The 24,489-nt window shown below is 40.5% G+C and carries 21 protein-coding genes and 1 tRNA gene; 16 read left to right on the plus strand and 6 right to left on the minus strand.

What is annotated here, in order from left to right; all coding sequences use genetic code 11:
• The first annotated feature begins 4 nt into the window (after positions 1–4).
• The 7 genes from ACOSVQ_RS07860 (at position 5) to ACOSVQ_RS07890 (ending at position 10,385) form a co-directional block, all read left to right on the plus strand.
• Entirely contained in the window at positions 5–616 is a 612-nt protein-coding gene (locus tag ACOSVQ_RS07860) for a glutathione S-transferase family protein (RefSeq protein WP_491981992.1), read from the plus strand.
• Between the two features lie 338 nt (positions 617–954).
• Entirely contained in the window at positions 955–4,635 is a 3,681-nt protein-coding gene (locus ACOSVQ_RS07865) for an ATP-binding protein (protein WP_491981993.1), read from the plus strand.
• Positions 4,625–5,782 carry an EAL domain-containing response regulator gene (locus ACOSVQ_RS07870; RefSeq protein ID WP_491981994.1) on the plus strand — a complete coding sequence of 386 codons (1,158 nt, stop codon included), beginning with the start codon at positions 4,625–4,627 and terminating at the stop codon, positions 5,780–5,782. Before ACOSVQ_RS07865 ends, ACOSVQ_RS07870 begins: the two co-directional genes overlap by 11 nt.
• Positions 5,783–5,796: 14 nt before the next feature.
• Positions 5,797–6,405: a response regulator gene (locus tag ACOSVQ_RS07875; protein WP_491981995.1), complete on the plus strand. Its 609-nt coding sequence runs from the start codon at positions 5,797–5,799 to the stop codon at positions 6,403–6,405.
• 22 nt (positions 6,406–6,427) lie between these two features.
• Entirely contained in the window at positions 6,428–7,771 is a 1,344-nt protein-coding gene (locus ACOSVQ_RS07880; RefSeq protein WP_491981996.1) for a GGDEF domain-containing protein, read from the plus strand.
• Positions 7,772–7,819: 48 nt separating this feature from the next.
• On the plus strand, positions 7,820–9,469 hold the full coding sequence (locus tag ACOSVQ_RS07885; protein ID WP_491981997.1) for a response regulator: 1,650 nt from the start codon (positions 7,820–7,822) through the stop codon (positions 9,467–9,469).
• 16 nt (positions 9,470–9,485) lie between these two features.
• Positions 9,486–10,385, plus strand: a complete 900-nt coding sequence (locus tag ACOSVQ_RS07890; RefSeq protein WP_491981998.1) for a LysR family transcriptional regulator — start codon at positions 9,486–9,488, stop codon at positions 10,383–10,385.
• On the opposite strand, the gene ACOSVQ_RS07895 is transcribed toward ACOSVQ_RS07890, so the two are convergent.
• Positions 10,382–10,975 (minus strand): response regulator, encoded by a 594-nt coding sequence (locus ACOSVQ_RS07895; protein WP_491981999.1) that lies wholly within the window; start codon positions 10,973–10,975, stop codon positions 10,382–10,384. The two genes, ACOSVQ_RS07890 and ACOSVQ_RS07895, sit on opposite strands and share 4 nt — an antisense overlap.
• A 121-nt stretch (positions 10,976–11,096) precedes the next feature.
• On the minus strand, positions 11,097–11,891 hold the full coding sequence (locus ACOSVQ_RS07900) for a substrate-binding periplasmic protein (protein WP_491982000.1): 795 nt from the start codon (positions 11,889–11,891) through the stop codon (positions 11,097–11,099).
• Positions 11,892–12,006: 115 nt separating this feature from the next.
• Here ACOSVQ_RS07900 and ACOSVQ_RS07905 point away from each other — a divergent pair, with 115 nt between their 5' ends.
• Positions 12,007–12,477, plus strand: a complete 471-nt coding sequence (locus tag ACOSVQ_RS07905) for an RNA-binding S4 domain-containing protein (protein WP_491982001.1) — start codon at positions 12,007–12,009, stop codon at positions 12,475–12,477.
• Positions 12,478–12,515: 38 nt separating this feature from the next.
• Here the strand turns inward: ACOSVQ_RS07905 and ACOSVQ_RS07910 are convergent, their stop codons facing one another.
• Entirely contained in the window at positions 12,516–12,704 is a 189-nt protein-coding gene (locus tag ACOSVQ_RS07910; RefSeq protein ID WP_491982002.1) for a hypothetical protein, read from the minus strand.
• A gap of 284 nt (positions 12,705–12,988) precedes the next feature.
• Between ACOSVQ_RS07910 and ACOSVQ_RS07915 the strand changes: the two genes are divergently transcribed.
• Positions 12,989–13,528, plus strand: a complete 540-nt coding sequence (locus tag ACOSVQ_RS07915; RefSeq protein WP_491982003.1) for a DUF3332 domain-containing protein — start codon at positions 12,989–12,991, stop codon at positions 13,526–13,528.
• A gap of 194 nt (positions 13,529–13,722) precedes the next feature.
• A tRNA-Gly gene (locus ACOSVQ_RS07920) sits at positions 13,723–13,796 on the plus strand.
• A gap of 289 nt (positions 13,797–14,085) precedes the next feature.
• Here the strand turns inward: ACOSVQ_RS07920 and ACOSVQ_RS07925 are convergent.
• Positions 14,086–16,506: a flavocytochrome c gene (locus ACOSVQ_RS07925; RefSeq protein WP_491982004.1), complete on the minus strand. Its 2,421-nt coding sequence runs from the start codon at positions 16,504–16,506 to the stop codon at positions 14,086–14,088.
• Between the two features lie 5 nt (positions 16,507–16,511).
• On the minus strand, positions 16,512–17,120 hold the full coding sequence (locus tag ACOSVQ_RS07930) for an NADPH-dependent FMN reductase (protein ID WP_491982005.1): 609 nt from the start codon (positions 17,118–17,120) through the stop codon (positions 16,512–16,514).
• A 161-nt stretch (positions 17,121–17,281) separates the two neighbouring features.
• On the opposite strand from ACOSVQ_RS07930, the gene ACOSVQ_RS07935 reads away from it, so the two are divergent.
• Positions 17,282–18,211: a LysR family transcriptional regulator gene (locus ACOSVQ_RS07935; protein ID WP_491982006.1), complete on the plus strand. Its 930-nt coding sequence runs from the start codon at positions 17,282–17,284 to the stop codon at positions 18,209–18,211.
• Positions 18,212–18,249: 38 nt separating this feature from the next.
• Positions 18,250–19,182, plus strand: a complete 933-nt coding sequence (locus tag ACOSVQ_RS07940; RefSeq protein WP_491982007.1) for an FAD:protein FMN transferase — start codon at positions 18,250–18,252, stop codon at positions 19,180–19,182.
• Between the two features lie 160 nt (positions 19,183–19,342).
• Here ACOSVQ_RS07940 and ACOSVQ_RS07945 read toward each other — a convergent pair whose 3' ends face one another.
• The gene (locus tag ACOSVQ_RS07945; protein WP_491982008.1) at positions 19,343–20,011 is read right to left on the minus strand and encodes a GntR family transcriptional regulator; all 669 of its coding nucleotides are present in this window, start codon (positions 20,009–20,011) and stop codon (positions 19,343–19,345) included.
• Positions 20,012–20,609: 598 nt separating this feature from the next.
• Here ACOSVQ_RS07945 and ACOSVQ_RS07950 point away from each other — a divergent pair.
• The 4 genes from ACOSVQ_RS07950 to ACOSVQ_RS07965 all read left to right on the plus strand — a co-directional run bounded on the left by ACOSVQ_RS07950 (position 20,610) and on the right by ACOSVQ_RS07965 (position 24,488).
• Positions 20,610–21,797 (plus strand): ABC transporter substrate-binding protein, encoded by a 1,188-nt coding sequence (locus ACOSVQ_RS07950; RefSeq protein ID WP_491982009.1) that lies wholly within the window; start codon positions 20,610–20,612, stop codon positions 21,795–21,797.
• Positions 21,798–21,863: 66 nt separating this feature from the next.
• Positions 21,864–22,733: a branched-chain amino acid ABC transporter permease gene (locus ACOSVQ_RS07955; RefSeq protein WP_491982010.1), complete on the plus strand. Its 870-nt coding sequence runs from the start codon at positions 21,864–21,866 to the stop codon at positions 22,731–22,733.
• Between the two features lie 4 nt (positions 22,734–22,737).
• On the plus strand, positions 22,738–23,706 hold the full coding sequence (locus tag ACOSVQ_RS07960) for a branched-chain amino acid ABC transporter permease (protein WP_491982011.1): 969 nt from the start codon (positions 22,738–22,740) through the stop codon (positions 23,704–23,706).
• Positions 23,706–24,488: an ABC transporter ATP-binding protein gene (locus tag ACOSVQ_RS07965; RefSeq protein WP_491982012.1), complete on the plus strand. Its 783-nt coding sequence runs from the start codon at positions 23,706–23,708 to the stop codon at positions 24,486–24,488. Before ACOSVQ_RS07960 ends, ACOSVQ_RS07965 begins: the two co-directional genes overlap by 1 nt.
• Position 24,489: the final 1 nt, after the last annotated feature.

Genomic DNA, 24,489 nt, shown 5'->3' on the forward strand with positions numbered 1-24,489 from the left:
AACAATGAAATTATACGAATTTGCCCCAACCCCAAGTTCTCGCCGAGTTTCTATTTTCCTCAAGGAGTTAGGTGTTGATGTTGAACGCGTTCAAGTCAACGTTCGTGAAGGTGAAAACTTAACAGTCGAATTCAAACAAAAAAGCGTAAACGGCAAAGTTCCTATGCTTGAGCTAGATTGTGGTGTCACTATCTGTGAAAGTGTTGCTATCTGCCGCTACTTCCATGAAGCAACCCCAAACAGAAAAAATCTTTTCGGTGAAACACATTTAGAAACAGCTCAAGTTGAGATGTGGAACCGCGTGGTTGAATTCCAAGGTTTGTTTGCGGGTTTCCAAGCATTCCGCAATATCTCTGGCGTGTATAAAGATCGTGAGACTTGCGTAGAAGAGTGGGGTATTGAAAGTAAGCGTCGTGTTGAAAGCTTTTTACCACAATTGGAACAGCAATTAACGGGCAAACCTTACATTGTGACTGAGGCTCTAACGATTGCTGATATCACGGCGTTCATATTTGTAGGATTTGCGGAAAAAGCACTGCAGTTAGAAGTTTTAAATCAGTACCCAAATATTGCTCGTTGGTTCAATGAATTATCACAACGTCCAGCATTTCAATAAGTTGCATATCTGACGAATATTGGCCTCCTTAATATTGCTTAAATTCCGAATGAAAGTGTGTGTTATTTGTTCGGAATAATAAAAAGGAGGCTTAGGCTTAATTAACGCATTATTCCTACCTTGTTGTAATTATCTATAAGAATATTTACTCCTACTCACCATTAATTACGGCCTAAACTGGCGGATTACATCTGATAATATTGTCAGACTGTGCTTACAAAAATATAGAATATTTTTAAATATCAATAAGATAAAATATTTTTACCTCTGCTCTCTATTTGACATTAGTCCCATATTTTTTATTCTTACATCCTATTTTTGATATGTATGAGTAAATTGTGAGTCGTTTATTCCTATTATTTATTGCTGTGATTGGTCTGGTTTTAAACACCTACGCATTCTCAGCGCCAAGTGACAGATCGAATACGATGCCGAGTAAAGTTAGAGTGGCATTGCTTTCGCGCACGCTTGATAATCACGTATATCACGACCCAACTTACGATATCGAAACCGACTATGTGGATAGTTTGGCGAAAAGACTAAATGTGGAAGTTGAGTATGGCGTCTATCCGACAATTTCTTCTTTGCACAAAGCCATAGATAATAATGATGTCGATTTAGCGGTTGGCGTTTCAGATATTAGCGATTCCAACTATATCTATAGCTCTCCTTTATATAAAAGCTCAATTGCCATTTGGTATAGAAATAAGAATTTAATGCATGTGTCACCTAATTCAATGAAATGGGTGTGCGTTAAAGACTCTATTTATTGTAAAAAATTGGCATTGCGTGAGTTGCCTAATATTTATGAAGCAGAAAGTTTTGCTGACGCAATTAATCAGGTGAACTCTGGCTCAGCCGATGCGGTTTTAGATAACTACGTTTCTCTGTTGGCTTGTGTTAACTCATCGACTCAAACGGTTGGGCGCATTGAAATTCCAGATTGGTTTGGCACCGAGAACATTCGTATTGTCGCGCAAAAAAATAGCCAGTTGTTACTACAAAACATCAATCTGATTCTGAACCAAGAAGCGAAAATATCCGGTATTCATTCGGATAATCTGTACCACCAAATTGACGAGGCTCGTGCAGCCGTAGCGAATGCTGGTAACCCAGCGATTCGTTATACCGTTTGGGATGACTCTTACCCGCTGTTTTATCGCGATACCAGCGGCGAAGTGGCAGGTTTTCTACCTGACTTACTGAAGTTAATCGAAACTCGTACTTCTATTCGATTCCAATACGTTCCATTAAAAGATGGTGAAACTCCGTTAGGTCTTCTTGAAAAGAAATCTATCGATTTTGTGCCTGCTGTACTTATGGATTCTCACGATCTGGATTGGACTGCTGTGTCTAATCCTCTGGCTTCAGTGAAATACTTTGCTGTGAGTTATAAAGGTATTACGTACAGCAGAAACGCCAAAGAAGGCGTGCTATTTGATGATACCGGACCTTATCAAAGCATTAAAAATCGTCTGTTTGGCGAAAGCTCAATTACTTACATGAGCATCAAACAGTTAATCGAAGATTTGAAAAACGGCAAACTACGTAAGGCGTATGTACGTGAGGATATTCTCGACTATCTAGTCGCTAATGATGATGACGATAAGTTGCAGATTAAGCGTCACTCTTACAAAGAAATTGATGTTGCGATTACCGTTAGAGAAGATGATCGTCACATTAGTGATTTGATTGATGGCGTTGCATCGACGATAAATCCTAAAGAAGTCCATCGTTTGCAGAACGGTTATACGCAATTCAATATTGTGTATGGCTATGACAAAAACTTCGTCATGGTTGGCTTATCTATCCTTGCGGGCATTATCGTCTTGCTTGTGTTCATCTTTTATCTCTGGAAGAAAAACTTTCAGTTGAAGGTGTCTCTCAACGAGAAGGAAGCGCAAAGAACCCAAAATGATCTGCGTTTCTTACAGAATATTATCAATGGACTGCCGAACCAGATTTTTATCCACGACGCTAACCACAAGCTGCTATTGAGCAACTGTTGCGGTGTTGAAAGCGGTAAATGTAAAAGCTGTACTCTTGCTCAAAAAGAGCGCCCAGACTACATGGTTATCGAGAATGGTGAAGAGCTATCACGTGTTCTTGAGATTGGCGAAACCATTTCGCGTGATGTGGACGTTCAGACTTGCAGCGCGGGTTTGCAGACCATCGACTATTTTAGAACCCGTATTAGTGGGCCAGGGAGTGATGAAGAGTTTGTATTGACTGTTGTGAATGACGTGTCAGAGCAAAAAGAGCAAGAACGCGCTTTGCGCGCAGCGAACGAAACGGCTCAGCAAGCCGTGCAAGCTCGTGAACGTTTCTTGGCAAGTATGAGCCATGAACTTCGTACTCCAATTGCGGGTATGGCTGGCCTGCTTGAAATGCTGAAAATTCGCACTGATGACGAAGATACGCTGATGATGATCAACAACATCATTACTTCTACGCGCCATCTGCATCTATTAGTGAATGACATTCTGGATTTCTCAAAACTTGAAGCACAGCAGTTAGAGCTGGATCTCGGTGAATGTCACTTGTTGCGTGAAGCGGGTGAATTACTGCGTGTTCACTGTGCTTCAGCTCAGAAGAAAGAGCTGCAGTTCGAAGTCAACTGGCAACCAACGCCTGTAAAAGTCGTCAAGATTGATGCTTTACGTTTCAGCCAAATCATCAATAACTTGTTATCGAACGCCATAAAGTTTACTGACGCAGGCAAAATTACGGTTGATATCGCACTGGATGAAAAACAAGTTTACGTAGCGGTGACCGATACTGGCGTCGGTATGAGCAAAGATGTCATTAAGGGTGTATTTAACCCGTTCTTCCAAGCTGATAGCACGATTGCTCGTCGATTTGGAGGAACAGGCTTAGGTTTAGCTATCGTACATAACTTGATCACTGTTATGGGCGGAAAAATCAGCATTGATAGCGAACCTAACCTAGGTACGACAGTCTCGTTCATTATTCCGCACGAGTTGGTTCGAACGTATGAGAGTTCTCATAAGGTAGTGTGCGCGACATACCACGGCACAGATCCCTTAATCAAAAGCTGGATTAATTTCTGGACAAGTAACAGCAACAACAGCTGCTCACTTAACAACATCGATATTTATGACGAAGGTAACTTTGACGACAGTACATGCGCGTACCAACACAACATCGTCATTAAAAAAGACCTCGATGTATTCAGAAGCCGAAATGGTCGTTGTGTATACGTTAACTCAACACCTTTCTTCCCTGATTTGTTATTCGATGCAGTAGTAGGTAATGAAAAAATGACCGTATCAGATGAAGAAGATATGCGCGCTCCGTTGAACGGTAAAGTGCTCGTGGCAGAAGACAACCCAATTAACCAGTTGGTGTTTAAACAGCAGTTAGCTGAGCTCGGTGTCGAAATGGATATCGTCGATAACGGATTGATCGCGTTGGAACTGCTGCAAGCAAAACCTATGGAGTACGACCTTCTGATCACGGATTGTCACATGCCAGTGATGGATGGATATGAATTGGTGAATCGTGTACGCATGCAACCGGAACTTAGCCATATAACACTGATTGGCTGTACTGCTGAAGATTCACGAGTAGCCAATGAGAAAGCGTTGGATTCTGGATTCGACAGCATGTTGTATAAGCCCTATGGCATCAATCGTATGTATAAGCTGCTTGCCCAATATCTCTCTAGCGCAGAGCTGGCGAGCGAAATGTGGCTTGAGAAATACGATGCTGCTGATGCGCAAATTTTGTCGCAAGTGTATGTCGATACGATGGAAAAAGATTTGGCGTTGCTGATAGACAGCAAAGATGACCGTAAGGCAGTTAAAGAGATCGCTCACCGTATAAAAGGTGGTGCGGGTACGGTCGGTGAAACGAATGTCCATCAACGTGCATTAGACCTTGAAAACGGCATGCAAAATCTTGATGGGAACATTGAACATTTATTCGAAAAGTTGATAGCGGATATCTCTATCAGTATCGACCAGACAAAAGCGTGGATAGAAACGAATGCCGCATAGAATTCATAGCGTGCTGATTGTGGATGACGACCCAATCCAGTGTATTACGTTGAAGATTCAACTTCAGACATTCGGTATTACCGAAGTCCGTGTTGCACAAAGCAGCAAGAATGGCTTGGAGATTTGCGAACATCAAGACTTTGACCTTGTGTTCTGTGATCTCTCTATGCCAGAAGAAGATGGGTTGACGTTTTTAAACGCACTCAATCAACTGGGATACAAAGGCAAACTGTGTTTATTAAGTGGCCATGATAAGAGCATTATCGCATTGGCGGAAATGATGTGTCGTCAGCTTGGGCTAGGCGTGATTTCGTCACAGACGAAGCCTATCTCGAATACGGACTTAGCATCGGTACTTAACGCAGTGACGATAGCGAATCCAAAACCTAAGGTCAGTAACAAAGTTATTGAGTTCTTACGTTCAGATTTGGATGTGGCATTTAATTCCAAGCGATTAGTGAACTTCTATCAGCCACAGTGTCGATTTACCAACGATGCTCAAAGCGGAAATGAAGTTCTTATACGATGGGATCACCCTCAATACGGCTACCTAAGTCCATCTGCATTTTTGCCCATTATCGATAAAGAACAATGGCATGTGCGTTTGTTCTTCTACGTATTGGAACAAGCATTGGAAGATTACCGAAGCGGAAAGCTTACCGGTTCTATTTCAGTAAATGCAGCTTTGGCTAACTTCGATGATTCCAATTTCGCTTTTCAAGTTCTTGAGTGTTGTGAGCGTTACGACTTTCAACCAGCCAATCTGATTATCGAAATGACGGAAATGGAAGTGTACAAACACAATCCAACCATGTTTGAAAATTTCGCTCGCTTGCGTCTTAACGATGTCGAGCTAGCTATTGATGATTTCGGTGCGGGATATTCTTCGCTAATTAAGCTAGCGGATTTGCCTTTTACTGAAATGAAAATCGACAGGGCGCTTATTACGTCTTGTCATCGCGATAAACGGAAAAGCGCGATTCTTTCACTAGTTGTTTCGATGGCGAAGCAGCTAGATATGCGTCTTGTGGCTGAAGGAGTCGAAGACAATGAAACGTGGACGCATTTACAGAGTATGGGGATAGATCTTTGCCAAGGTTATTTCACCGGAAGACCCCAACCAATTGAATATAAATTAATGGCTTAACGAGGCTAACTGTAATGATTCAAACAAATACTTCTTTAACTTGTCTTGTTGTCGACGATCACCCACTAGTTTGTGCTGCAATTAAACAACTATTGGATAAAGGCGCACGATTTGAAACCATCATCGTTGAACAAGATCCAATTAAAGCGCAGAAACTGATTCAAAAAGAACAAATCGATTTCCTTATCCTAGATGTGAACCTAGTGAAGTCTGACGGTTTTGAATTACTTCGCCGTATCAAATCTCACGGTTTTACAGGAAAATCGTTGTTCATTTCTGCAAATGATAGCCGCCTGTACTCTGAAACGGCATACAAACTTGGCGCAGATGGCTATGTTTGTAAGTCTGAAGACCTGAATATCTTAAATGATGCAGTAGAATGCATTTTAAACGGCTATAGTTTCTACAAGTTGATGAAAGACAGTGGATCAAACGATGTTCAACTTTCAAAACAAGAACTTGTGGTCTTTACTTACCTAGTTGATGGTAAATGTAATAAAGAGATCGCAAGCATTCTTTCACTCAGCCCGAAAACAATCAGTACGTACAAATCTCGTATTCTTGAGAAGTACAACGTGAAATCGATTGTTGAACTGATGAGCATCAACAAGAACATTATCTAACTCTAAAACAAAAAATATGCCGATGAAAACGAGAAAAAATATCAAAGAAATTGTGCTGACCAGTTTTATGGTCAGTTTGATCCTTTACGTTATATCTATGGTTTTTTACGTTGATTCGCATATAAATGCACGCGAATTAGAGTTTGAAAAATTCTCTAAAACAATGGCGCAGTACAACCAAGTGCTTTTCTTCACTAGCAAGATTCTTGAAAGTGAAGTGAGTAAGTACGACGCCATTGAAGAAGGGAATAAAGATCTACTGGAAAACCAAGACAGCGGATTCTATCGCTTCAATGACATCAATGAACTCACTAACATCGACATCGCGATTGAAAATGAGTTTCATCAGTTAGTGAAAGAGATGCCGACTATTCTCCCTGAACAAGATGTGATGTATTACCGTTCATACACCAGCTCGTTGACATCGGTTGATAAGAAAGATGCCAATATCGAGATTGAGCAATGTTTAGGTCGTCGCAACTGTGCGCTTGAAGCTCCGGAAAGAAGGCTGTCTGATCGAATTTTGATTTCAGACCCATATAAAAATGAGGCTGGTGAAGTCTTTATTACCGTATCAAGCCCAATCTATTTCCAGAATATTATTGTCGGTGATGTGAACATCGATATGTTCATGTCGCGCTTTGATGGCGCTGGTGATGTGCATGTTGAGAAGAAAGTGATCAGTGGCGTGACCTTCTACGAAGTCATTTACGGCAAAAGTGCGATGGACGGTAAGTTTTCTTACAACATCGATTATGTTGCTGATAATTCAACGGTTTATGTATATAAGGTTCCGGTTTTATCCATTGTTTACAACACGATAATTTTCTTTTTTGTTATTTGGATTGTCAGTGCCTTTATTCTATTCAGGTTTAAAGAGTTAGATATCAACAAAATCAAACTCAGTGAAGCGGAAAGCAGCATTGTTCAAGACCAAATGACTGGTCTGTTAAACCGCAATGCGCTTGAAAGTGATGATTTCAAAAATGCCGTCAAAGAAAAGGGTGCGAGTATCCTTGCTATTGATGGCAATAAACTAAAGACGATTAACGATACCTATGGTCACCATGTGGGTGATGAAGCCATAAAACAGATTGCCGATGCAATGAAAGAAGTGTTCCGTGATACCGACTACTTAATTCGTTCAGGTGGCGATGAGTTTTTGGCAGTTCTGCCAGGATGTAAGCGAGATAACGCATTAAGGTTAGCCACGCGATTAAAAGAGTGTGTTAGCGAAACAACTTTTTCACCATACGCATTAAGTGTTGGTGTATCCGTTGGTGTTGCAGAAATGATGGAAAATGAGCCAGTAGAATCCGTTATTCGTCGTGCAGATGAAAATCTGTATAAAGATAAACAAGAATAATTGATGTCTTATATGGACAACCTTTAAGAAGAGACTACCTTCACTCCTATGCAGTTTGGACCTCAAATCATCGCTAACGCAAAAGTATTGGTTGCCGATGATTCTCCGCTCATTCTTACCGACATGAAGAGATTACTCAGGGATATGGGGTTCTCTTCACTGCGCGTATTCACGGCCAAAGATTCCAAGTCACTGTTTAAGAAACTTAATGAAGAACAGATGGATGTGATCATCTGTGATTACAATTTTGGGGATGACTTAAACGGTAAACAAATCTACGAAGAGATTTGTCATTTGGGACTTATTCCTCCTTGGTGTGCATTTATTATGCTGACAGGGGAAAAGCAGCTAGAAACGGTTAAAGCGATTGTTGAGTTAGAGCCTGATGAATACATCATCAAGCCTTATACCGCGACAGTAGTGAAAAACCGTATTCTCAGGGCGTTTGCTCGCAAGCACGCTTTGAAAGAGTTGTATGAATTGCCTAAAGATACAGATATAGAAAAAATCCAAAACACTTTTTCCGGTGTGGAAAAAACTCATTCCAAATACGCACCCTATATCACACGGTTGCACGCCGAGACATTGATTCAATGCGGCTACTTTCATCAAGGAAAACAGGTTTACGCGGAGCTATATACCCAGTCTAAATCACCTTGGGTAATGGCTGGCCTATTGAATGCCTGCATCTTAAATAAAGATTATGACGAGGCGAGTCAGCTTTATAACGAGTGGGATAAGGCGAATATAGACAGAAGTGCTTTGGTACATGAACTAAAGAGTAAACTGTGTCTAATCAAAGGTGAGGTAGGTAAAGCCCTATTGGAAATAGATCGCTCTTTAATGAAGTCTACAAGCATGGACAGGCTTTATTGCTATGCCAATTTAAGCGAAATTCATCGCCAATATAAAAAATCATTCCAGCAATTCTCATCTTATCGATTGTCGGCTTATCGAACTCATAGGGAAACAAACGAAATTCATGTCAATGTGATTCGTAATTTGCTTCTTAGCACTCAGCCAAAACAAGATGATGTTCTCCGAGTTATCTCTGCGACAAAACAAGAAATTAAGAAAATAAAACACACTGAAACGGACGATGAGTATCAAGTTCTGAATGAATTGTTTCATGCTCATTTGGAATATCTTGCAGGCAACACTAAGCGCTTTCTCGCTCGCTTATCACACAGTGCTTACAAGTCAGAACTGCGCTCTAAAGCGACCGCATTATACTGTGCCAAGTTAGCCTTGCTCGCGCAGCAGCCAGACTTATGTCAGTGGGTTATGAGCCGTCTACCGAAATGGGATGAAAATCAAACCGACTGGAATCATCTATTCTTATTGGCACAAAGACGTGTGTTGGAACATGAGTGTAAGCTCGCAACACATGAGATTGAAAACATGTTGAGCTCTATCAACCAAGCAATTCGAGAAAATAGTGTTGATGGTGCTAATGTCGCGTTTCAATATTTTCAACAAAGGGACGGCTGCCATCATGCGGCTTTGTCAATGCTGTCTGCAATGGAAAAAGCGTTTCCCAAAGGGTTAGCATATCATCAGGCAAGAGAGCTTATCTTTGAATGTGAAAAAATTTTGATGGATTCGCCAATGCTCAATAAGAGTGATAGATTGGTTGCAAAGAAGAAAAGTGATGCAGCGAAACAGGCATTTAATCGCCGTTTTGCCAATGTATGCTAGGGAAACAATAAAAATTATGGCTAGTAATCTGGATTACAATTTACTGCAAACATTTGTTTTATTGTACAAACACAGAAATTTAAAGCTGGTTGGGCGCGCATTAGGCGTTACTGAAAGTGCGGTCAGCAAACATCTTTCTAAACTGCGCGAGCAACTTGACGATCCATTGTTTGTACGTGACAGTCAGGGCTTCGAACCGACGTCTTTTACTGAAGAAATCATACCCACTCTCATTGATGGTCTAAACACCATTCAAACTGCATTGGCAAAAAATACGATTGATTGTGCCAACTATGAAGGTGATATAGCGATCGCAATCATTCCAGTAATGCATATACAGTTTGGTGCACAATTGTTGTTAGAACTTAAAGCAACCTTTCCTAAGGCAATGATTTCTCTCTTAACGTACGACAACCACACTACCCAAGACATAGCCAACGGCTCTATAGATATGGGCGTAAATTATTTTAACCCGATGCTGAGCAAATCTATTTATCAGGGACGGATTAAAATGTTAAATCATGGGGTTATTTTGCCGGCAAGATTGGCCGATCTCACTGATGACCAGGTTCTTGACTTACCGTTTGTTGCGATGGCAGCCCGTGGACGCCACGATATCAAAATATTGCTTCAGGAAATTAGTGTGCAGGCTGGTCATGAACTGAATACCTACGCTTATGTCGATAATTTGATTTGTATGTTGAACACAATTGAGGAGATTGACGGGTTTTCTATTGTTCAGTTGTTTGATGTTTCGGACGAGCGATTCTGTTTTCGAGTGTTACCTGAGATTTATCAGGAAGCGGATAATTACTCGTTGGTATCGGTGATGAAGGCAAGTAATAAAAGCAATCCCTTGCACATGTTGCTTTCGGATATTCTTAAAAAGAAAATCGAACAGTTCTCTGTTTCTTAAGCTGATTCTTTAAGTTGTACCAGTTCAATAATTGAATCAACGTTACATTTATTCAAAATTCGGCTCTTATAAGTACTTACCGTTTTCGTGCTGATTGATAGCAATTCAGAAATACGTTTGTTGGTGAAACCTTTTACAAGATAGTTGTAAACGATCGTTTCACGTTTTGACAGTGCAGAGAACTCATTGTCGCTGTTATGTTTAAATACGTTGTATCCGCGTAAAACACTTGAAATAGCGTCTTGAATAATCTCAGTACTTTCTGTTTTTAGTACATAGCCATTCGCACCCATTTTCTTCGCTGCGTTTGAATACATACCGTGTTCATTACTTGATACGAACAGAATTTTACCTGCAAATTGCTTTGCTCTCATTCGACGTAAAAAATCTAAACCATCAAAACCAGCAAGCTGAATATCCAGAATGATTAAGTCGATATCATGTTGTCTTAGCGCTGATGCTGCGGTGAAGGCATCACTTGCTAACAGTACTTTTTCAAAGCCATGGTTAGCGTGAAGCATTTGTTCCATCGCTTGTTGAACCATTGGAAAACTATCAATTACTAGAGCTGTTTTTGTATTCGTTGTCATGTTGTGTACCCTTGATTAATTCTTATTGCGTTAGCTGATGGAACTACTATAGGGCTTTTCTTACAGAAGATGTGGAAAAGGGGAATTTCCAAGTAGGAAAGTATGTGTTTAAAGACTGGAATTATTCTCCGACGTAACTTTGAACAATTCGTTCTATTTCGCCTGAATTTTGCAGTTCGATAAGCGCAGTATCGAACTCTTTCACAAACTGTGCTTTATAAGGGTAACGATCTTCATTGACATTGGTGTAAGCCATATATCCTGATTCAGTATTGATATGAGTGGCCAAGCTAAAAGTAAGTGGTTTCATCAAAGCCTCTTCTTCGATCAAACGCTTTGTTTCCCAGAGAATCGAGATTCTGTCATTCACATAGCAATCAATTCTTCGGCTACGCAGTTTTATCAGGTTTAGCTGATTCCCCTTGGCTTCAGAGATGGTTAATTTACCTTCATCAGATGCTTGCCAAAAATCAGCTCCGCCGATGTTGAATCCTGAATTGATACCGATCGTTAAGCCATAGAAATCTTCAGGCCATAACTTACGAGGCTTTTGGTTAATGACTTCGTCATCGCAGAAAACAACGACTTCTTCATTAAGCATTGGATGTGAATAGGGTGAGATGTAGTCTCTGCTCTCTGGATGAAAATAGGGAGGCATCAAAGCAAAACTGCGTCCAGACTCGATTAATTTAAGTCCGCGTTTCCACGGCACTGGGCGAATAGTTATTTCAAAATCTTCCAGTTTCTGATCAATGGCATGAACGATATCAGGATAGATACCAACAGCTTCACCATCCTCAGCGTAGGTATACGGTGGGTAAGACTCATCTGTTAATATTTCAACAGATATAGGCTTGCCATAACACCAAGGCGCGTAAGTTAATATACTTAGCATAGTTACCCAAAATGTGCGCATGTACAGTCATCCTTCTCTATACGCCCTTCATTAGTTTAGTCTTATAAATGAGTTTAGGTTTATAAACAAAGAGTAAAACGCTAAACTGCACAAAAAATTTTACTGGATATGTGAAATGAGCGAATTTGAATCCGATTTCGAAAATGATGATGAACTTGAAATCGAAGCGATAGGTGTTGAAGTAGATAGCCAACCTATTGAACTTTATAAAGTTCTAAAAATTGCTGATGCTGTTAGTGGTGGTGGTGAAGCGAAATATGCCATTACTGAAGGTTATGTTGCTGTAAACGGTGAAGTGGAAACTCGTAAGCGTAGAAAGTTATACGATGGCGACTTGATTGAATTTAACCAAGAGTTCTATCTGGTTATCTGTGATGCTCCAGTCACCGAAGACATAGAGGAAGAAGTTAAAGCTAAACCAGTAAAACCACAGCCTGAAAAAGCACAGAAGAAAAAACAGGAAAAGAAAAAACCTGAAGCTGAAAAGGCTAAGAAGAAGCCAGAAAAAAAATCCACACCGAAGAAAACAGAAGAAGCGAAACCAGAAGAAAAGATTGGTGGCAGAGGCGCAATCAAATTCTTCTAGAACAAAATTGATAATGGGGAGCTTTAGCTCCCCATTTTTTAACTCCAGTCGTCATCGAAAAAAGGTCGACCTTCTAAGGAGTAGGGATCCTCATCGAACGGGTGCTCTGCTTTACCACGTAATTTTTCTAACTGCGCTTCAAGCATATTAACCGTTTCGTAGTCTCCTTCAGAGCAAGCGATGTAAATTTGTTGCTCGAGTGCGTCAATGCTTTCACGAATGTTCATTTAGCACCTCCTGTTTAACGGTGGGTGACGTGAGACCGTTTCTCACCACAATTGTAGACCACATATGACCATCTGGGAGAATGTTCAACTTTGTAGTTACTCACTAACACATAACTGAAACGTATTAATGACCCTGCAAAAATTGAATTATTTTTCTCACATATGAAAATATGGATACAATTCATTAAGTTATGTAAGATTTTTGTCAATCTTAGCTTCAGAAATTTCCTAATACGCAAATGATTGACTACACTTAGGTTTTATCCAACTCAGTGGTGATCTTGATGAAAAGTAAAGCAATTAAAGTAGCAGTAGTAGCAGCATTAGGTGTGAGTTCTCTAACAGGCTGTATGGGTCAAATGGCAACAACTGGCTTAGTAGGTAAATTCAACTTAGAAATCGTTGATAACCGTTACGGTCGTGAAGGTATGTTCCTACTTTTATCTCCAGTTTACGCTATCGCTTCTTTTGCTGACTTGTTTATTTTTAACGCAGTAGAATTCTGGACTGGTACTAACCCTCTAACTGGTAAATCGCCAGCGGTTGTAGATACACCAGCTGATGCAATCTTAAAAGTGAATGACAGCTTAGATTCTTCTATGACTGAAGTTCCACTTTCAAATAACAGCGATGTTAAATCAGCAACGATGCAACAAATTGATGAAAACACCATGCAAATGGATATTTCTTACCTAGATGGTTCTCATAAAGTACTACGTGGTGAGAAAGGGGAAGACAGCGTAGCGTTTTACTTGAACGATGAGTACATCACTACAGTTACTAATGAAGAGTTGAAAAACTACGTTCAAACTTCAAAAATCTAATTAGACAGATTTAAAATACAAGCCTCCCATTGGGAGGCTTTTTGTGTTTTAGAATCTTTGGTTTAAATAATAAAGATGCAAATTTAACCGCTTAAACTTCAATTGCTTACTTACTATGCAAATAAACCAGTTTTTAGAAAAAAACGGTTTTCTTTTTCCAACTCTGTGGCATAGTAACAGCGTCCTTTCGATGCGCGCGTATCGTATAATGGTAATACCTTAGCCTTCCAAGCTAAAGCTGCGAGTTCGATTCTCGCTACGCGCTCCAAGCTTTCTAGTACTCAATTAAGTTTCTAATCTATTGAAATTAAAACGCTTTATTGCGTGTTTTCTCATGTCCAGCGTTTTTGAATTCATGTCACCTAAATCATCGGTGGCAATGTGGTGTCCCAAAACGTGTCACAAACTTGGAATGCATTTGATATGTGATGGGGAAATAGTGTGAGTAACTATTCTCATCGACTTTTTCTTGATTGATTCAGCACCCTAAACACAAGCACATTTATGGTGTAGAAAGAGGGCAGGTGTTAGTTGCCCTCTATTACTTTGATAGAGATTTAGTTCATTTCTTCAATCGCAGTTTGTCCTGCAATTCGACCAAACGTAAAGATGTCAGCAAGTGCGTTACCACCAAGTCGGTTACCCGCGTGGATACCACCAGCAACTTCACCAGCAGCGTACAGATGTTTGATAGGTTGATTATTCTCATCAAGAACGCGAGTCGCTGTATCTATCTTCAGACCGCCCATTGTATGGTGTACTGCTGGTTGGCGTGGTGTTGCATAGAAAGGCGCTTTTTCCACTTTCAGGCTAAATGTATCCTTATGGAACTCAGGATCATTTTCCGCTTCAACATAGCTGTTGTACTTGTTAACGGTATCAATAAGTACTGATGGTTCCATACCCACTTTGGCTGCCAGCTCTTCTAGAGTGTCTGCTCTGTACAGTGTACCTGCTTCAACTTGACGGTCTATTTTCTCCTGACTGGTGTTTGCGGCAGTTTTCTTGATTTCATCATCAGCAATCAGATAGAACAGCCCACCTTCCGCTAAGGCAGCTTTAGTCAGTACGTCACGTCCCGCGAACTCGTTGACAAAACGTTTACCGTTTTTGTTCACAATGACAAAGTTTTCTGGAGGAACCTGAAGTCCGCTAAACAGTTCACCGGTATTCGGATCTGCTACAGGCATCATTTGAGTGAAGCCCATGCCTGTTAATCCAGCACCTACTGATTGACCAAGCAGAATACCATCCCCTGTCATAGCATATGAGTTGGTTGTCTTGATATCGTCAGCAATGTTGCTCCAATAAGTGTTGTATTGTTTGAGCATCTTTGTATTTGCACCAAAACCGCCACTAGCCAGAACAACAGCTTTAGCATGAACGGTAATCTTCTGACCGTTTACACCGGTAGCGATAATCCCTTTGATTTCACCATCTTCAATAAGGAATTCTTTAGCAGGGCTATCGGTAATAATGGTGCCTTTCATTTTCTCTATGTACTGGCTCAATGCGAGAATGAATGCTGTGCCGTATTTTTTCACTGGCTTATGACCACGACGCCACAAAGCACCAACCGGAGCAAATACGATATTTTTATCGTATTCGACACCGATCTCTTCGAGCCATTGAACGCTCTCTAAAGCACGGTCGGTCAAAATCTTAACCAGATCATATTGCCCATAGATGTTGTTGCCCTGCAGGTCAGTACGCTTACCACCGAAATAAGTCTGCATTCTGTGAAGCAATGGTGAATCAAACAAGTGACCTTTAGCATCGCCAAATTTGTCTTGGTATGCCGAAAACTCTTGTTTCAGAGCGCAGAAGTCTTCACGATATTCTTCATGAATATCACTTTCGGCAGTGCTAAGCAGAGTTTCAATTGTTTGTCTTTCACCAGGGTTTTCGTCGAAAGTACGTTGCCATTCAGGATCCGCGGCATTTATTGGACCACCAGTACGTATTGTGTTACCGCCTACAGCTGGGTATTTTTCCAGTACAATAGCGCTCTTTCCTTGTTGTAGAACTGTTGCTGCTGCACTTAATCCAGCACCGCCCCCACCAATGACAACTACATCACAAGTGTACTCTTCGTCACCTTTATTTAAGCTACTGGCTGGTTTAGGACGACGTTTCAAGATGTCAGGGTTAACACCTGCAAGCTTCACTGCTTTTGCAACGCCATCAAGAACTGCGTTACTGGTTTCAGAAGCACCAGACAAGGCGTCCACATTCAGTGTCTGACCTTCGATGATTTTATCTGGGATACGTACGAATACGACGTCCGCTAAACCTTCTGTCTCACTACCTGTGTCAATATCAATGCTTTCGATTCTCTTGTCGCTAAACGACACTTTCATTGGCAGTGCGCCACCGTGCCCCAGAGCGTGGACATCATATGTGCCAGGAGTAAATGAAAACTCTTCTTCTTCGTTCAACTGATTTGAAATTTTGGCAAATCGCATAAATCTTAAGAAACAAATTTCTAAAAAGTCGATTGTGCCATCACTAATTAGTTGACCATTTTCATCAAACGCTTTGTGTGCATTGCCAAGTAAGAATTCGTACCCAGGCATAACGTTCGCGTTAACGCCAGGTGCATCTAGGATCTGACGTAGGTGCAGCTGAGCACGAGAAGAACCTTGAGAATCGATAGATGCACCAAGGATCATAACTGGCTTACCATCAAGTGGATGAAGCTCGTAACTCAACCATTCAAGCAAGCTCTTGAGACTGGATGGGATTGAGTGGTTATACTCAGGCGTCGCAATGATTACGCCGTCACTAGCAATAATTTTTTCATTGATTGCCAATAACTGCGGGTTGTTAGACGGATTGTCCTGATTAAACATTGGAACTTCGTTAATTTCCAACAACTCGATTTCTGCTTTATCTTTAAAATGCGCCTTCATAAATTCAAGCAGAGTTCGGTTATGAGACTTTGGAGACGTAGTTCCGATGATTGCTGTAAATTTCATTTCTCTTATGCCTCTTGAGTTTGCCAAACGTATTTTTTGTCTTTTTTGATTGCTGCTTTTTCTGATAATAATTTTGTTATCAACTGTGTAAACAGCACAAACTCTCTAAAAATCTCATCAAGTTCAGCTAACTTTTCTTCAACGATTAAAGTACCACTTGAGTTAAATGCGGCTTGTGATTTTCCTAGTAGAAACTCGCTGCTTGGCATAAGGCGTGCAGCTAATTCTGGAGAGTCCAGAATCTGACGTAGATGAGCTTGAGCTCGTGAAGAACCCAATGAACCATGGGATGCACCGACGATAAGTACTGGCTTGTCAGTAAGTGCCTGACTGGTATAACTGATCCATTCTAATGCACTTTTCAGTACCGCAGGGATCGCGTGGTCGTACTCCGGCGTCGCAATAATTACCCCATCAGACTGAAGAATCTTTGAAGATAGAGCCTGTACCTCTTCAGGAACTTGGTCATCTTTAGCTTCATAAAAAACAGGCAAGTTTTTTACTTCATAGAGTTCAAGCTCAGCTTCTTGCTTGAAATGCTCTTTCATGAATTGCAGTAACATTCGGTTTGTTGACACATTAGAATTCGCGCCAACAATTGCTAAATACTTCATATTAAGTGTTTTCCTGTATTTTCTAAATAACCATAATTAAATTCTGGTTACTGTTTTAACACAGTATGAAAATGCTATCTAATAGCAATGTATTCGCCTTTAATAAGTATTTTGTTATAGTTCGGTTTTCGTGAGAAGTTGAGCACTGGAAGGGAAAGAAAATGTCGAAGTATCACAATCAAAACACCTTGTATTACATTGATGCTTTGCTGCGCTTTAGCAATTACAGCAAAGCAGCAGATTCCCTCTATATTTCTCAACCGTATTTGACTCAGGTAATAAAACGCATTGAAAGTGAGCTTAACTGCCAGATCATCAATCGTAGTGAGCTGCCATATCGATTAACTGAACAGGGCAAAATTTATTACGATTATCTCAGCTCTCTTGAAACGGTTTATTCCAACATGCGAAGACAGATCACTGCTTTGACAGATGTGGACAAGACAACCATTAAAATCGGTATCTTAGGCAGTATTGGTAGCTACCTTATTCCATTGTTTTTGCCAAAGTTTTTATCGCTCTACCCTAACTGCCACATCGAGTTGGTAGAAGATATACCGGAAAATAATGAGAAACGGCTTTTGAAGGGTGAAGTGGACTTTTTTATAGGGCAAAACTCGAACAATATTGCGCCAAACTTATTTGCAGTGACATGGGGAAAACAAGGCTATTTCGCGGTCATACCGAAATCATGTGAACTTTATCAAGATAACGTTTCAACCTTAGTCCCCAATAGTATTGCAATCGAAAATCTATTGCGTCAGAAGCTGGTTTTGACTGCAAGAGGGTCTGCTATTAGAGCGCAAGTCGATCATTTATTAAGTATTTATAAAGTTAAGCCCGATATCATTTTGGAAAGTACAGAAATAAGAACGGTGAAACCCCTCGCAATGGCAGGCTTAGGCATCACGTTTGTACCCGAAAGTTTGGCAATTCCACCTCGTCCTTCTGAGTACAACATCTATCATTTACCTGTGGATCAATTGAATCTAGATTATTTCATTGCCTATCACAGCGAGAGAAAACTATCAGACATAGATAAAGGACTACTTGATTCGTTTATACATAACAAAGATGTAGTTGCACATTAATTGGGGCGTGAGCAAGCAAATAGATGGAAAGGAAAAATATGACTGACGCCAGCCAATTGATAGAGTTAATGGGGACGAAAATCCGTCTTTACTTTAAAGGAGAACAGGCTGAGAAATGGATAGCTGAAGCTTGTGTAATGTTAAGACATTACGAGCAGGTTTTTAGTGCCAACAACAAAGACTCACAGCTTCTTTCTTTGAAAACTAAAGCGGTCAATCAGCCTATAGTTGTTGACCGAGAATTATATGAGCTCATAAAGATTGGGAAAGAACACAGTCTTACTACTAACAGTTTCTTGAACATAGCAATTGGTCCCCTGATTAAGCTATGGCGCATCGGATTTAAAGAAGCAAAGGTGCCTAACCAAGAGGAAATCAACAACGTCTTGGGTTGTTTAGATCCCGCCAATATCATATTGGACGATGAACGTAACTCAGTCTTCTTTGCTAAGAAAGGTTTAGAAATAGATCTGGGAGCAATCGCCAAAGGGTATTTTAGTGACAAGGTCATGGATTTCTTCAAAGAAAAGCAGCCTATTTCAGCCATGATTGATATTGGCGGCAATCTTCTTGTTTACGGCGAATCTCCTAGAAATAGTCTTGACTGGGATGTTGGTATTCAAAACCCCTTTCTACCGAGAGGACACAGTGTTGCTAAGGTAAAGATAAGAAATCAGTCGGTAGTAACTTCTGGTATCTATGAAAGAACTTTTGAGTACAACGGCAATAAATATCACCATATTTTTGATAGTAATACTGGTTATCCTGTGAGTAATGATATCGCCTCATTAACTATCATTGCTGACAAATCTTTAGATTGCGACATCTACACCACTAAGCTTTTCGGGTTAGCCCCTAGAAATATCTTAGAAACAGTGAACAAAATCGACGGTATGGCAGCTATTGTAATAACGGTTGACGGGCAGTTTGCGGTAACTGGCAACCTCAGGGAAAGGGTCACCATGGCTTAGATCGTAACTTCTGTACTCGGTTTATTCAAAAGTAGGTGAAAGGCCATTCTGTGTTGGCGGTGGTTGAGGTTTTAAGTCCAGTCAGCATTGAAAAATAGAATGTCTCTTAATTGAGGTGTCCAATCGTATTGATGTTATTCAAAAGCTTTCACGTAGCTATTTAAGACACGGAAAACAAACTTTGGAAGTCAATTCTCTCAGCCGTTTTGCTTTCAATGGTAATGGATGACTTTATTTTCTGAAGGTGATGTTTCATCCAATTTTGTGCCTTGATGACATCTCCCGAGTCCAATATATCTATCAATTCATTGTGATCGCTACAATTACAGCTTTCGCTGTTTCGTGAACCATACGCTGCTAACACTAGTGATGATCGATAACAAAGCTGTTCAACAAAATTTGCGAGAATTTCGTTTCCTGCTACTTTTGCTAATTCATAGTGAAACTTAGCGGTCAGTTGAATTGACGTCGATAAGTCATTCGCAACAACAGCTTTTATCTCATTTGCAACCATGTGGCGAAAACGTTCAGATTCTTTCAAATTCCAATTTAGTATTAAGTTTGGAATGAGTTGTGGTTCGATAAGAATACGTGAATCTAAAACTTCATTTGCTTCTCTTACATCAGGTTTGTTTACCTGCGCACCTTTATGCGGTTGAATGACGACAAAACGTTCAATAGCTAAACGTTGAAGTACTTTTCTTATACCAGTGCGGCTAACATTGAATACTTCACACAAACGATCTTCTGGTAGTCTTGCCCCTGGAGGTAGCTGCTGCTGAACGATAGCGTTTAGAAGTTTGTTGTAAATTATTTCGTCGCTAGACATTGATACACTCTATAAATTCAAGGTCTGTTATATACACATCAAAAGGGCAAAAATTCCGCTAATTAAGCTTTTCATCATATAGAGGAATAGGGCTGGCATAAGATAATAGATTTTGGCGTTTAATAGTACCTCTCTTTCGTTATATATATTGATAGTGTTCAAATATACTTCATTCATCTATTGGAGCGTCAGCTAAAAGCAAGGCTTAAAAGCTTTACTTTCGTTCAATGTTCATTAGTAAAGATCCAGAAATGAAATAATCGATACATTCCGCTCCATTTTGGTTATCTCTGCTTTTTTTCAGTGCGTTTTTTAGTCATTTCATATCGTGAAGATGATTCGTTTTGTTTATTGTTTATACAAGAACCACGCAATGTTAGGTCATAACATTCTGATTAATATAGTTAAATTTTATTATCTTCCCCCATTTTTATAATTATCCCTCTCTGTGGTATGTGTGTTGCATACGTAATGATTTGAAATTGTATACAATATTAATCTTTGTTGTGGACAGTTAATTTGTAGGTTCAATTTTGGAAGTTTTGTTGCTAGTCGGAGACTGGCTTATTAATACGAACAGTTAAATGGAGTTTTACAGATGAAAAAATCTCACATTCTTAAAGCTGGACTATTGGCATCAATGGTCAGTGTGGCGGTTTCTGGTTCGGCTTTTGCTGCTAATCCAACTTTAAAAATTGGATTTGTTGGTGTGACTTCTGGTCCAGCAGCTGCTTGGGGGATCTCGAATCAGAGATCTATGGAAACTCGCGCAGAATGGATTAATGAGATGGGTGGAGTCACTATTGGCGATAGAACTTATGACATTGATATTGTTGCCTTTGACGACCAAAAAGACCCAAAACGTGCAGTCGCAGGTATGGAGAAAATGGCTCAGGAAGGTATTCATTATGTTGTTGGTCCTAACGTAGATGATGGTGCAGCAGCTGTAAGACCTGTAGCGGAGCAAAAAGGTATCATGTATTTCCCTTATGCATTTCCTAAATCACTCTATGTTGCTCCTGCATCGAATGCAGTATTAGGTATGGTCGCAAACTACCAATCTGGTCCAGCTATCTACAAATATTTGTCTGAAAACAAAGGAATTAAGAATGTTGCTTTTGTTGCTGCAAATGAATCGGATCCATTAAGCCAACGCGATGGTGGTGTCGAAGCTGCGAAAGCACTTGGTTTAAATGTTGTGTCAAGCAACGTGACTTACCAAGTGGATACTACTGACTTCACTCCAGTATTACTTCCTGTTGTCAAAACACAGCCAGATCTACTTGTCCTTTCAGGTGTGTCACCAGCAAACGCGCCTCAGCTTATTCGTTCTGCTCGTGAGCTAGGTTACACAGGTATTATCTCTACAGAAACTGCGCAAGATGCAAATGTGCTTAAAGAAGGTGCAGGCGACTTAGCAAACGGTTTTATTTCTGTTGGTGGTGCATCAACTCCTGAAGTCGCTTCTGACACGATGCGAGAGTTTGTTAAACGCTACACCGCAAAATACGGTGAATATAACGATGAGTCGAATACTAAAGTGTACGCACTTGAATACATCATCGACACATTGAAAGCTAACCCTAAAGCCATCAAGGATGTAAAACAGTTCCAGCAAACAATGGACACGTTTGAAGCTCCAAATCCTTACATGATTGGTGATGCGAAACTTAAATATGTAGGTAATGCGTCATTCGGTCAGAAGAGACAACTTTCAGTTCCTTTGGTTGTAAATACTTACGAAGATGGTGAGTTCAAAACCCTGTTTATCGCTCAAGTAGACTAACGAAGAGCTACGTTTACAAAAAAGTGGCACTTTACGGTGCCACTCTTATTGGATACAGGATTCTTTATGGAACAGATTGTAGTAAACGGGCTTTATCTTGGCGCTCAATATGCGCTAATCGCCCTTGGTCTGACACTGATTTTCTCACTCATGAATGTGATGAACTTTGCGCATGGTCAGATGTATGTATTAGGTGGTTTTATCACTTATACCGTGGTGTCACAGTTTAATATTCCGTTTTTTTTGGCACTAATTTTGTCTGGTGTTGCATTGGCAATCATAGGTGCCTTAATTGAAAAATTTCTATTTCGACCAGTTATCAAAAAGTCAAAACGTGAAGAAAGTACGATGCTACTTGCTGCCGGTGTTGGCTTCTTCTTAGACGCCGTCATATTGCTTGTTTTTGGTGAAAAGCAACGTGGTGTACCAAAAATTATTAACGGCGTCTTCAACTGGGATTTCAAAATCATCATGCCTTATGACCGAATTGTCATTGGTATAATTGCTATGGCGATGATTGTTGCTTTCATGCTTCTAATGCACTACTCAAAAGCGGGTCGCGCTATGCGAGCGCTAGCACAAGACAAAGTGGCAGCAACACTTATGGGCGTTGATGTTGACCGATACCAGATGATTGGTTTTGCCCTTGGTGCCATGTTGGCGGGAATTGTTGGCGGCTTACTTGTGACGATTACTGGTATTAACCTTGGCATGGGTGGACCTACGTCGACCAAAGCTTTCATCATGATTATGATCGGCGGCGCCGGCGTTATTCCTGGTGCAATTGTTGGTGGCTTAATTCTAGGAATGATGGAAAGTGTTGGCTTGTCTGTTCTTTCTCAATACGGTGATATTACTTATTTGGTGATATTTGCTTCCTTGATGCTGTTCCTAGCAATCAGACCTCATGGTCTTATGGGTAAACCGTGGGGTTAATATCATGAATAAAACGAATTTAAATCGAGTGGCTATATTTTTCATTGCGTTATATTTGTTGGTGCCTTTGTTTATTGCCATCACAGGACGAACAGACTTCTACTACACCTTAACTTCGGTGGCGTTACTGTCTATTTCTTCTGCAGGGGTATGGCTAACGTTCTATATTGGTCGGATTAACATTGGGCAAGGAGCATATTCGTTAGTTGGTGGGTATGTTTCAGCAATACTTATCACACAGTACGGCTTTACTTTTTGGGCGACGTTACCACTGGCGGGCTTGTTCTGTACTGTTTTATCCGTTTTTATTGGGTTACCTATCTTGCGCCTTCGTGGTGTCTATTTCGCAATGGTCACTCTAATTTTGACGGAAGTTATGCGTCTTACAGCGTTGGCTTTACCAATTACCCACGGCGCAAAAGGTATTACATCAATACCTTTACCTGCATCACTGGAAATCTTTGGTATCACACTAATTCCAGATTTCGCGACACTTGAAAACCCGAAGATTGCCTTCTATTTGATGGCGATAACGATGATGATCATTGTTTATGCAGTTTTGTGGCGAATTGTTAACTCTCGCCTTGGGCATTTATGTCGCTCTCTCCAACAAAATGAGGAGTTAGCTTCGTCAATCGGTGTGAATACAACCTACTTGCGCGTATTAACGTATAGCATCTCGTCTTTCTTTGGTGGTATTGCTGGTGCAAGTTTTGTAGCAATTACTCAATCAGTGTATCCGTCATCATTCCAAGTCGCTGACAGCATTAACTTTATGCTCAATTGCTTCCTTGGGGGGCTGGGGTATGTGTTTGGACCTATGTTAGGTACATTAATGCTTTATTTTGGCTGGGATTTATTATTCACAGTCGGTAAGTACCAGATGCTCGTGTATTCAAGCTTGTTGATTATTCTCATGTTGTTGCTTCCGAATGGCGTGCTGAGCCTACTTGAAAGGAAGGAGAAGAGATAATGAAGCCAATACTTGAAGTACGCAATGTAACCAAGCGATTCGGTGGTTTGACTGCTGTAAATGACGTGAGTTTTTTGGTTAGAAAAGGTGAGATCCTTTCTATTATCGGACCAAACGGGGCTGGTAAATCAACACTGTTCAAGCTCATTTCATCCTTTTTAAAAACCAGTAGCGGTTTGGTACTGTTTCGTGGAGAAAGAATCAGTAATCAAGCACCTCACACCGTCGCTCGTCGAGGAGTAGTGAGAACCTTTCAGGAAACTACGATATTTAAATCGATGACGGTGAGGGAAAACATTATTGTTGCTCATCACCTACAATCTAAAGCCTCATTACTTGGATTCTTTTTGGGAACCCGTGCAGCAAAGGTCGACGAAGAAACATTTGGTAAGTCAGCGGATAAGATCATTACGTTGCTGGGATTGGAGTCAATTGCAAATGAGTTGGCTTCGAACTTACCACAAGGACATTTACGAGTTTTGGGTATGGCTATTGGTTTGGCAACTGACCCGGCAATCATACTCTTAGATGAACCATTCGCTGGTCTGAATCATGATGAAACAATGAGATTAGTAACCTTGGTCCAGCGCCTAAGGGATGAGCGTGGCGTAACCGTGTTGTTGGTTGAGCATGATATTCCTGCGGTAATGAAAATTTCGAATAGGATTGTTGTTCTCAATTTCGGCGAAAAAATCGCTGAAGGAACACCACTGGAGATACAAAACAATCCAAAAGTAATAGAAGCGTATCTTGGTTCAGAAGACGTGGCTGTAGGGATATAAG

It is taken from the genome of Vibrio sp. HM8-C (genome assembly GCF_058630515.1).

Bases quoted from the DNA above. Each gene is read 5' to 3' on its own strand.
- ACOSVQ_RS07860 (WP_491981992.1), top strand. From the start codon at position 5: ATGAAATTATACGAATTTGCCCCAACCCCAAGTTCTCGCCGAGTTTCT.
- ACOSVQ_RS07940 (WP_491982007.1), top strand. From the start codon at position 18,250: ATGACTGACGCCAGCCAATTGATAGAGTTAATGGGGACGAAAATCCGT.
- ACOSVQ_RS07875 (WP_491981995.1), top strand. From the start codon at position 5,797: ATGATTCAAACAAATACTTCTTTAACTTGTCTTGTTGTCGACGATCAC.
- ACOSVQ_RS07900 (WP_491982000.1), bottom strand. From the start codon at position 11,891: ATGCGCACATTTTGGGTAACTATGCTAAGTATATTAACTTACGCGCCT.
- ACOSVQ_RS07870 (WP_491981994.1), top strand. From the start codon at position 4,625: ATGCCGCATAGAATTCATAGCGTGCTGATTGTGGATGACGACCCAATC.
- ACOSVQ_RS07930 (WP_491982005.1), bottom strand. From the start codon at position 17,120: ATGAAGTATTTAGCAATTGTTGGCGCGAATTCTAATGTGTCAACAAAC.
- ACOSVQ_RS07945 (WP_491982008.1), bottom strand. From the start codon at position 20,011: ATGTCTAGCGACGAAATAATTTACAACAAACTTCTAAACGCTATCGTT.
- ACOSVQ_RS07935 (WP_491982006.1), top strand. From the start codon at position 17,282: ATGTCGAAGTATCACAATCAAAACACCTTGTATTACATTGATGCTTTG.
- ACOSVQ_RS07925 (WP_491982004.1), bottom strand. From the start codon at position 16,506: ATGAAATTTACAGCAATCATCGGAACTACGTCTCCAAAGTCTCATAAC.
- ACOSVQ_RS07885 (WP_491981997.1), top strand. From the start codon at position 7,820: ATGCAGTTTGGACCTCAAATCATCGCTAACGCAAAAGTATTGGTTGCC.
- ACOSVQ_RS07905 (WP_491982001.1), top strand. From the start codon at position 12,007: ATGAGCGAATTTGAATCCGATTTCGAAAATGATGATGAACTTGAAATC.
- ACOSVQ_RS07890 (WP_491981998.1), top strand. From the start codon at position 9,486: ATGGCTAGTAATCTGGATTACAATTTACTGCAAACATTTGTTTTATTG.
- ACOSVQ_RS07950 (WP_491982009.1), top strand. From the start codon at position 20,610: ATGAAAAAATCTCACATTCTTAAAGCTGGACTATTGGCATCAATGGTC.
- ACOSVQ_RS07960 (WP_491982011.1), top strand. From the start codon at position 22,738: ATGAATAAAACGAATTTAAATCGAGTGGCTATATTTTTCATTGCGTTA.
- ACOSVQ_RS07915 (WP_491982003.1), top strand. From the start codon at position 12,989: ATGAAAAGTAAAGCAATTAAAGTAGCAGTAGTAGCAGCATTAGGTGTG.
- ACOSVQ_RS07965 (WP_491982012.1), top strand. From the start codon at position 23,706: ATGAAGCCAATACTTGAAGTACGCAATGTAACCAAGCGATTCGGTGGT.
- ACOSVQ_RS07880 (WP_491981996.1), top strand. From the start codon at position 6,428: ATGAAAACGAGAAAAAATATCAAAGAAATTGTGCTGACCAGTTTTATG.
- ACOSVQ_RS07895 (WP_491981999.1), bottom strand. From the start codon at position 10,975: ATGACAACGAATACAAAAACAGCTCTAGTAATTGATAGTTTTCCAATG.
- ACOSVQ_RS07955 (WP_491982010.1), top strand. From the start codon at position 21,864: ATGGAACAGATTGTAGTAAACGGGCTTTATCTTGGCGCTCAATATGCG.
- ACOSVQ_RS07910 (WP_491982002.1), bottom strand. From the start codon at position 12,704: ATGAACATTCGTGAAAGCATTGACGCACTCGAGCAACAAATTTACATC.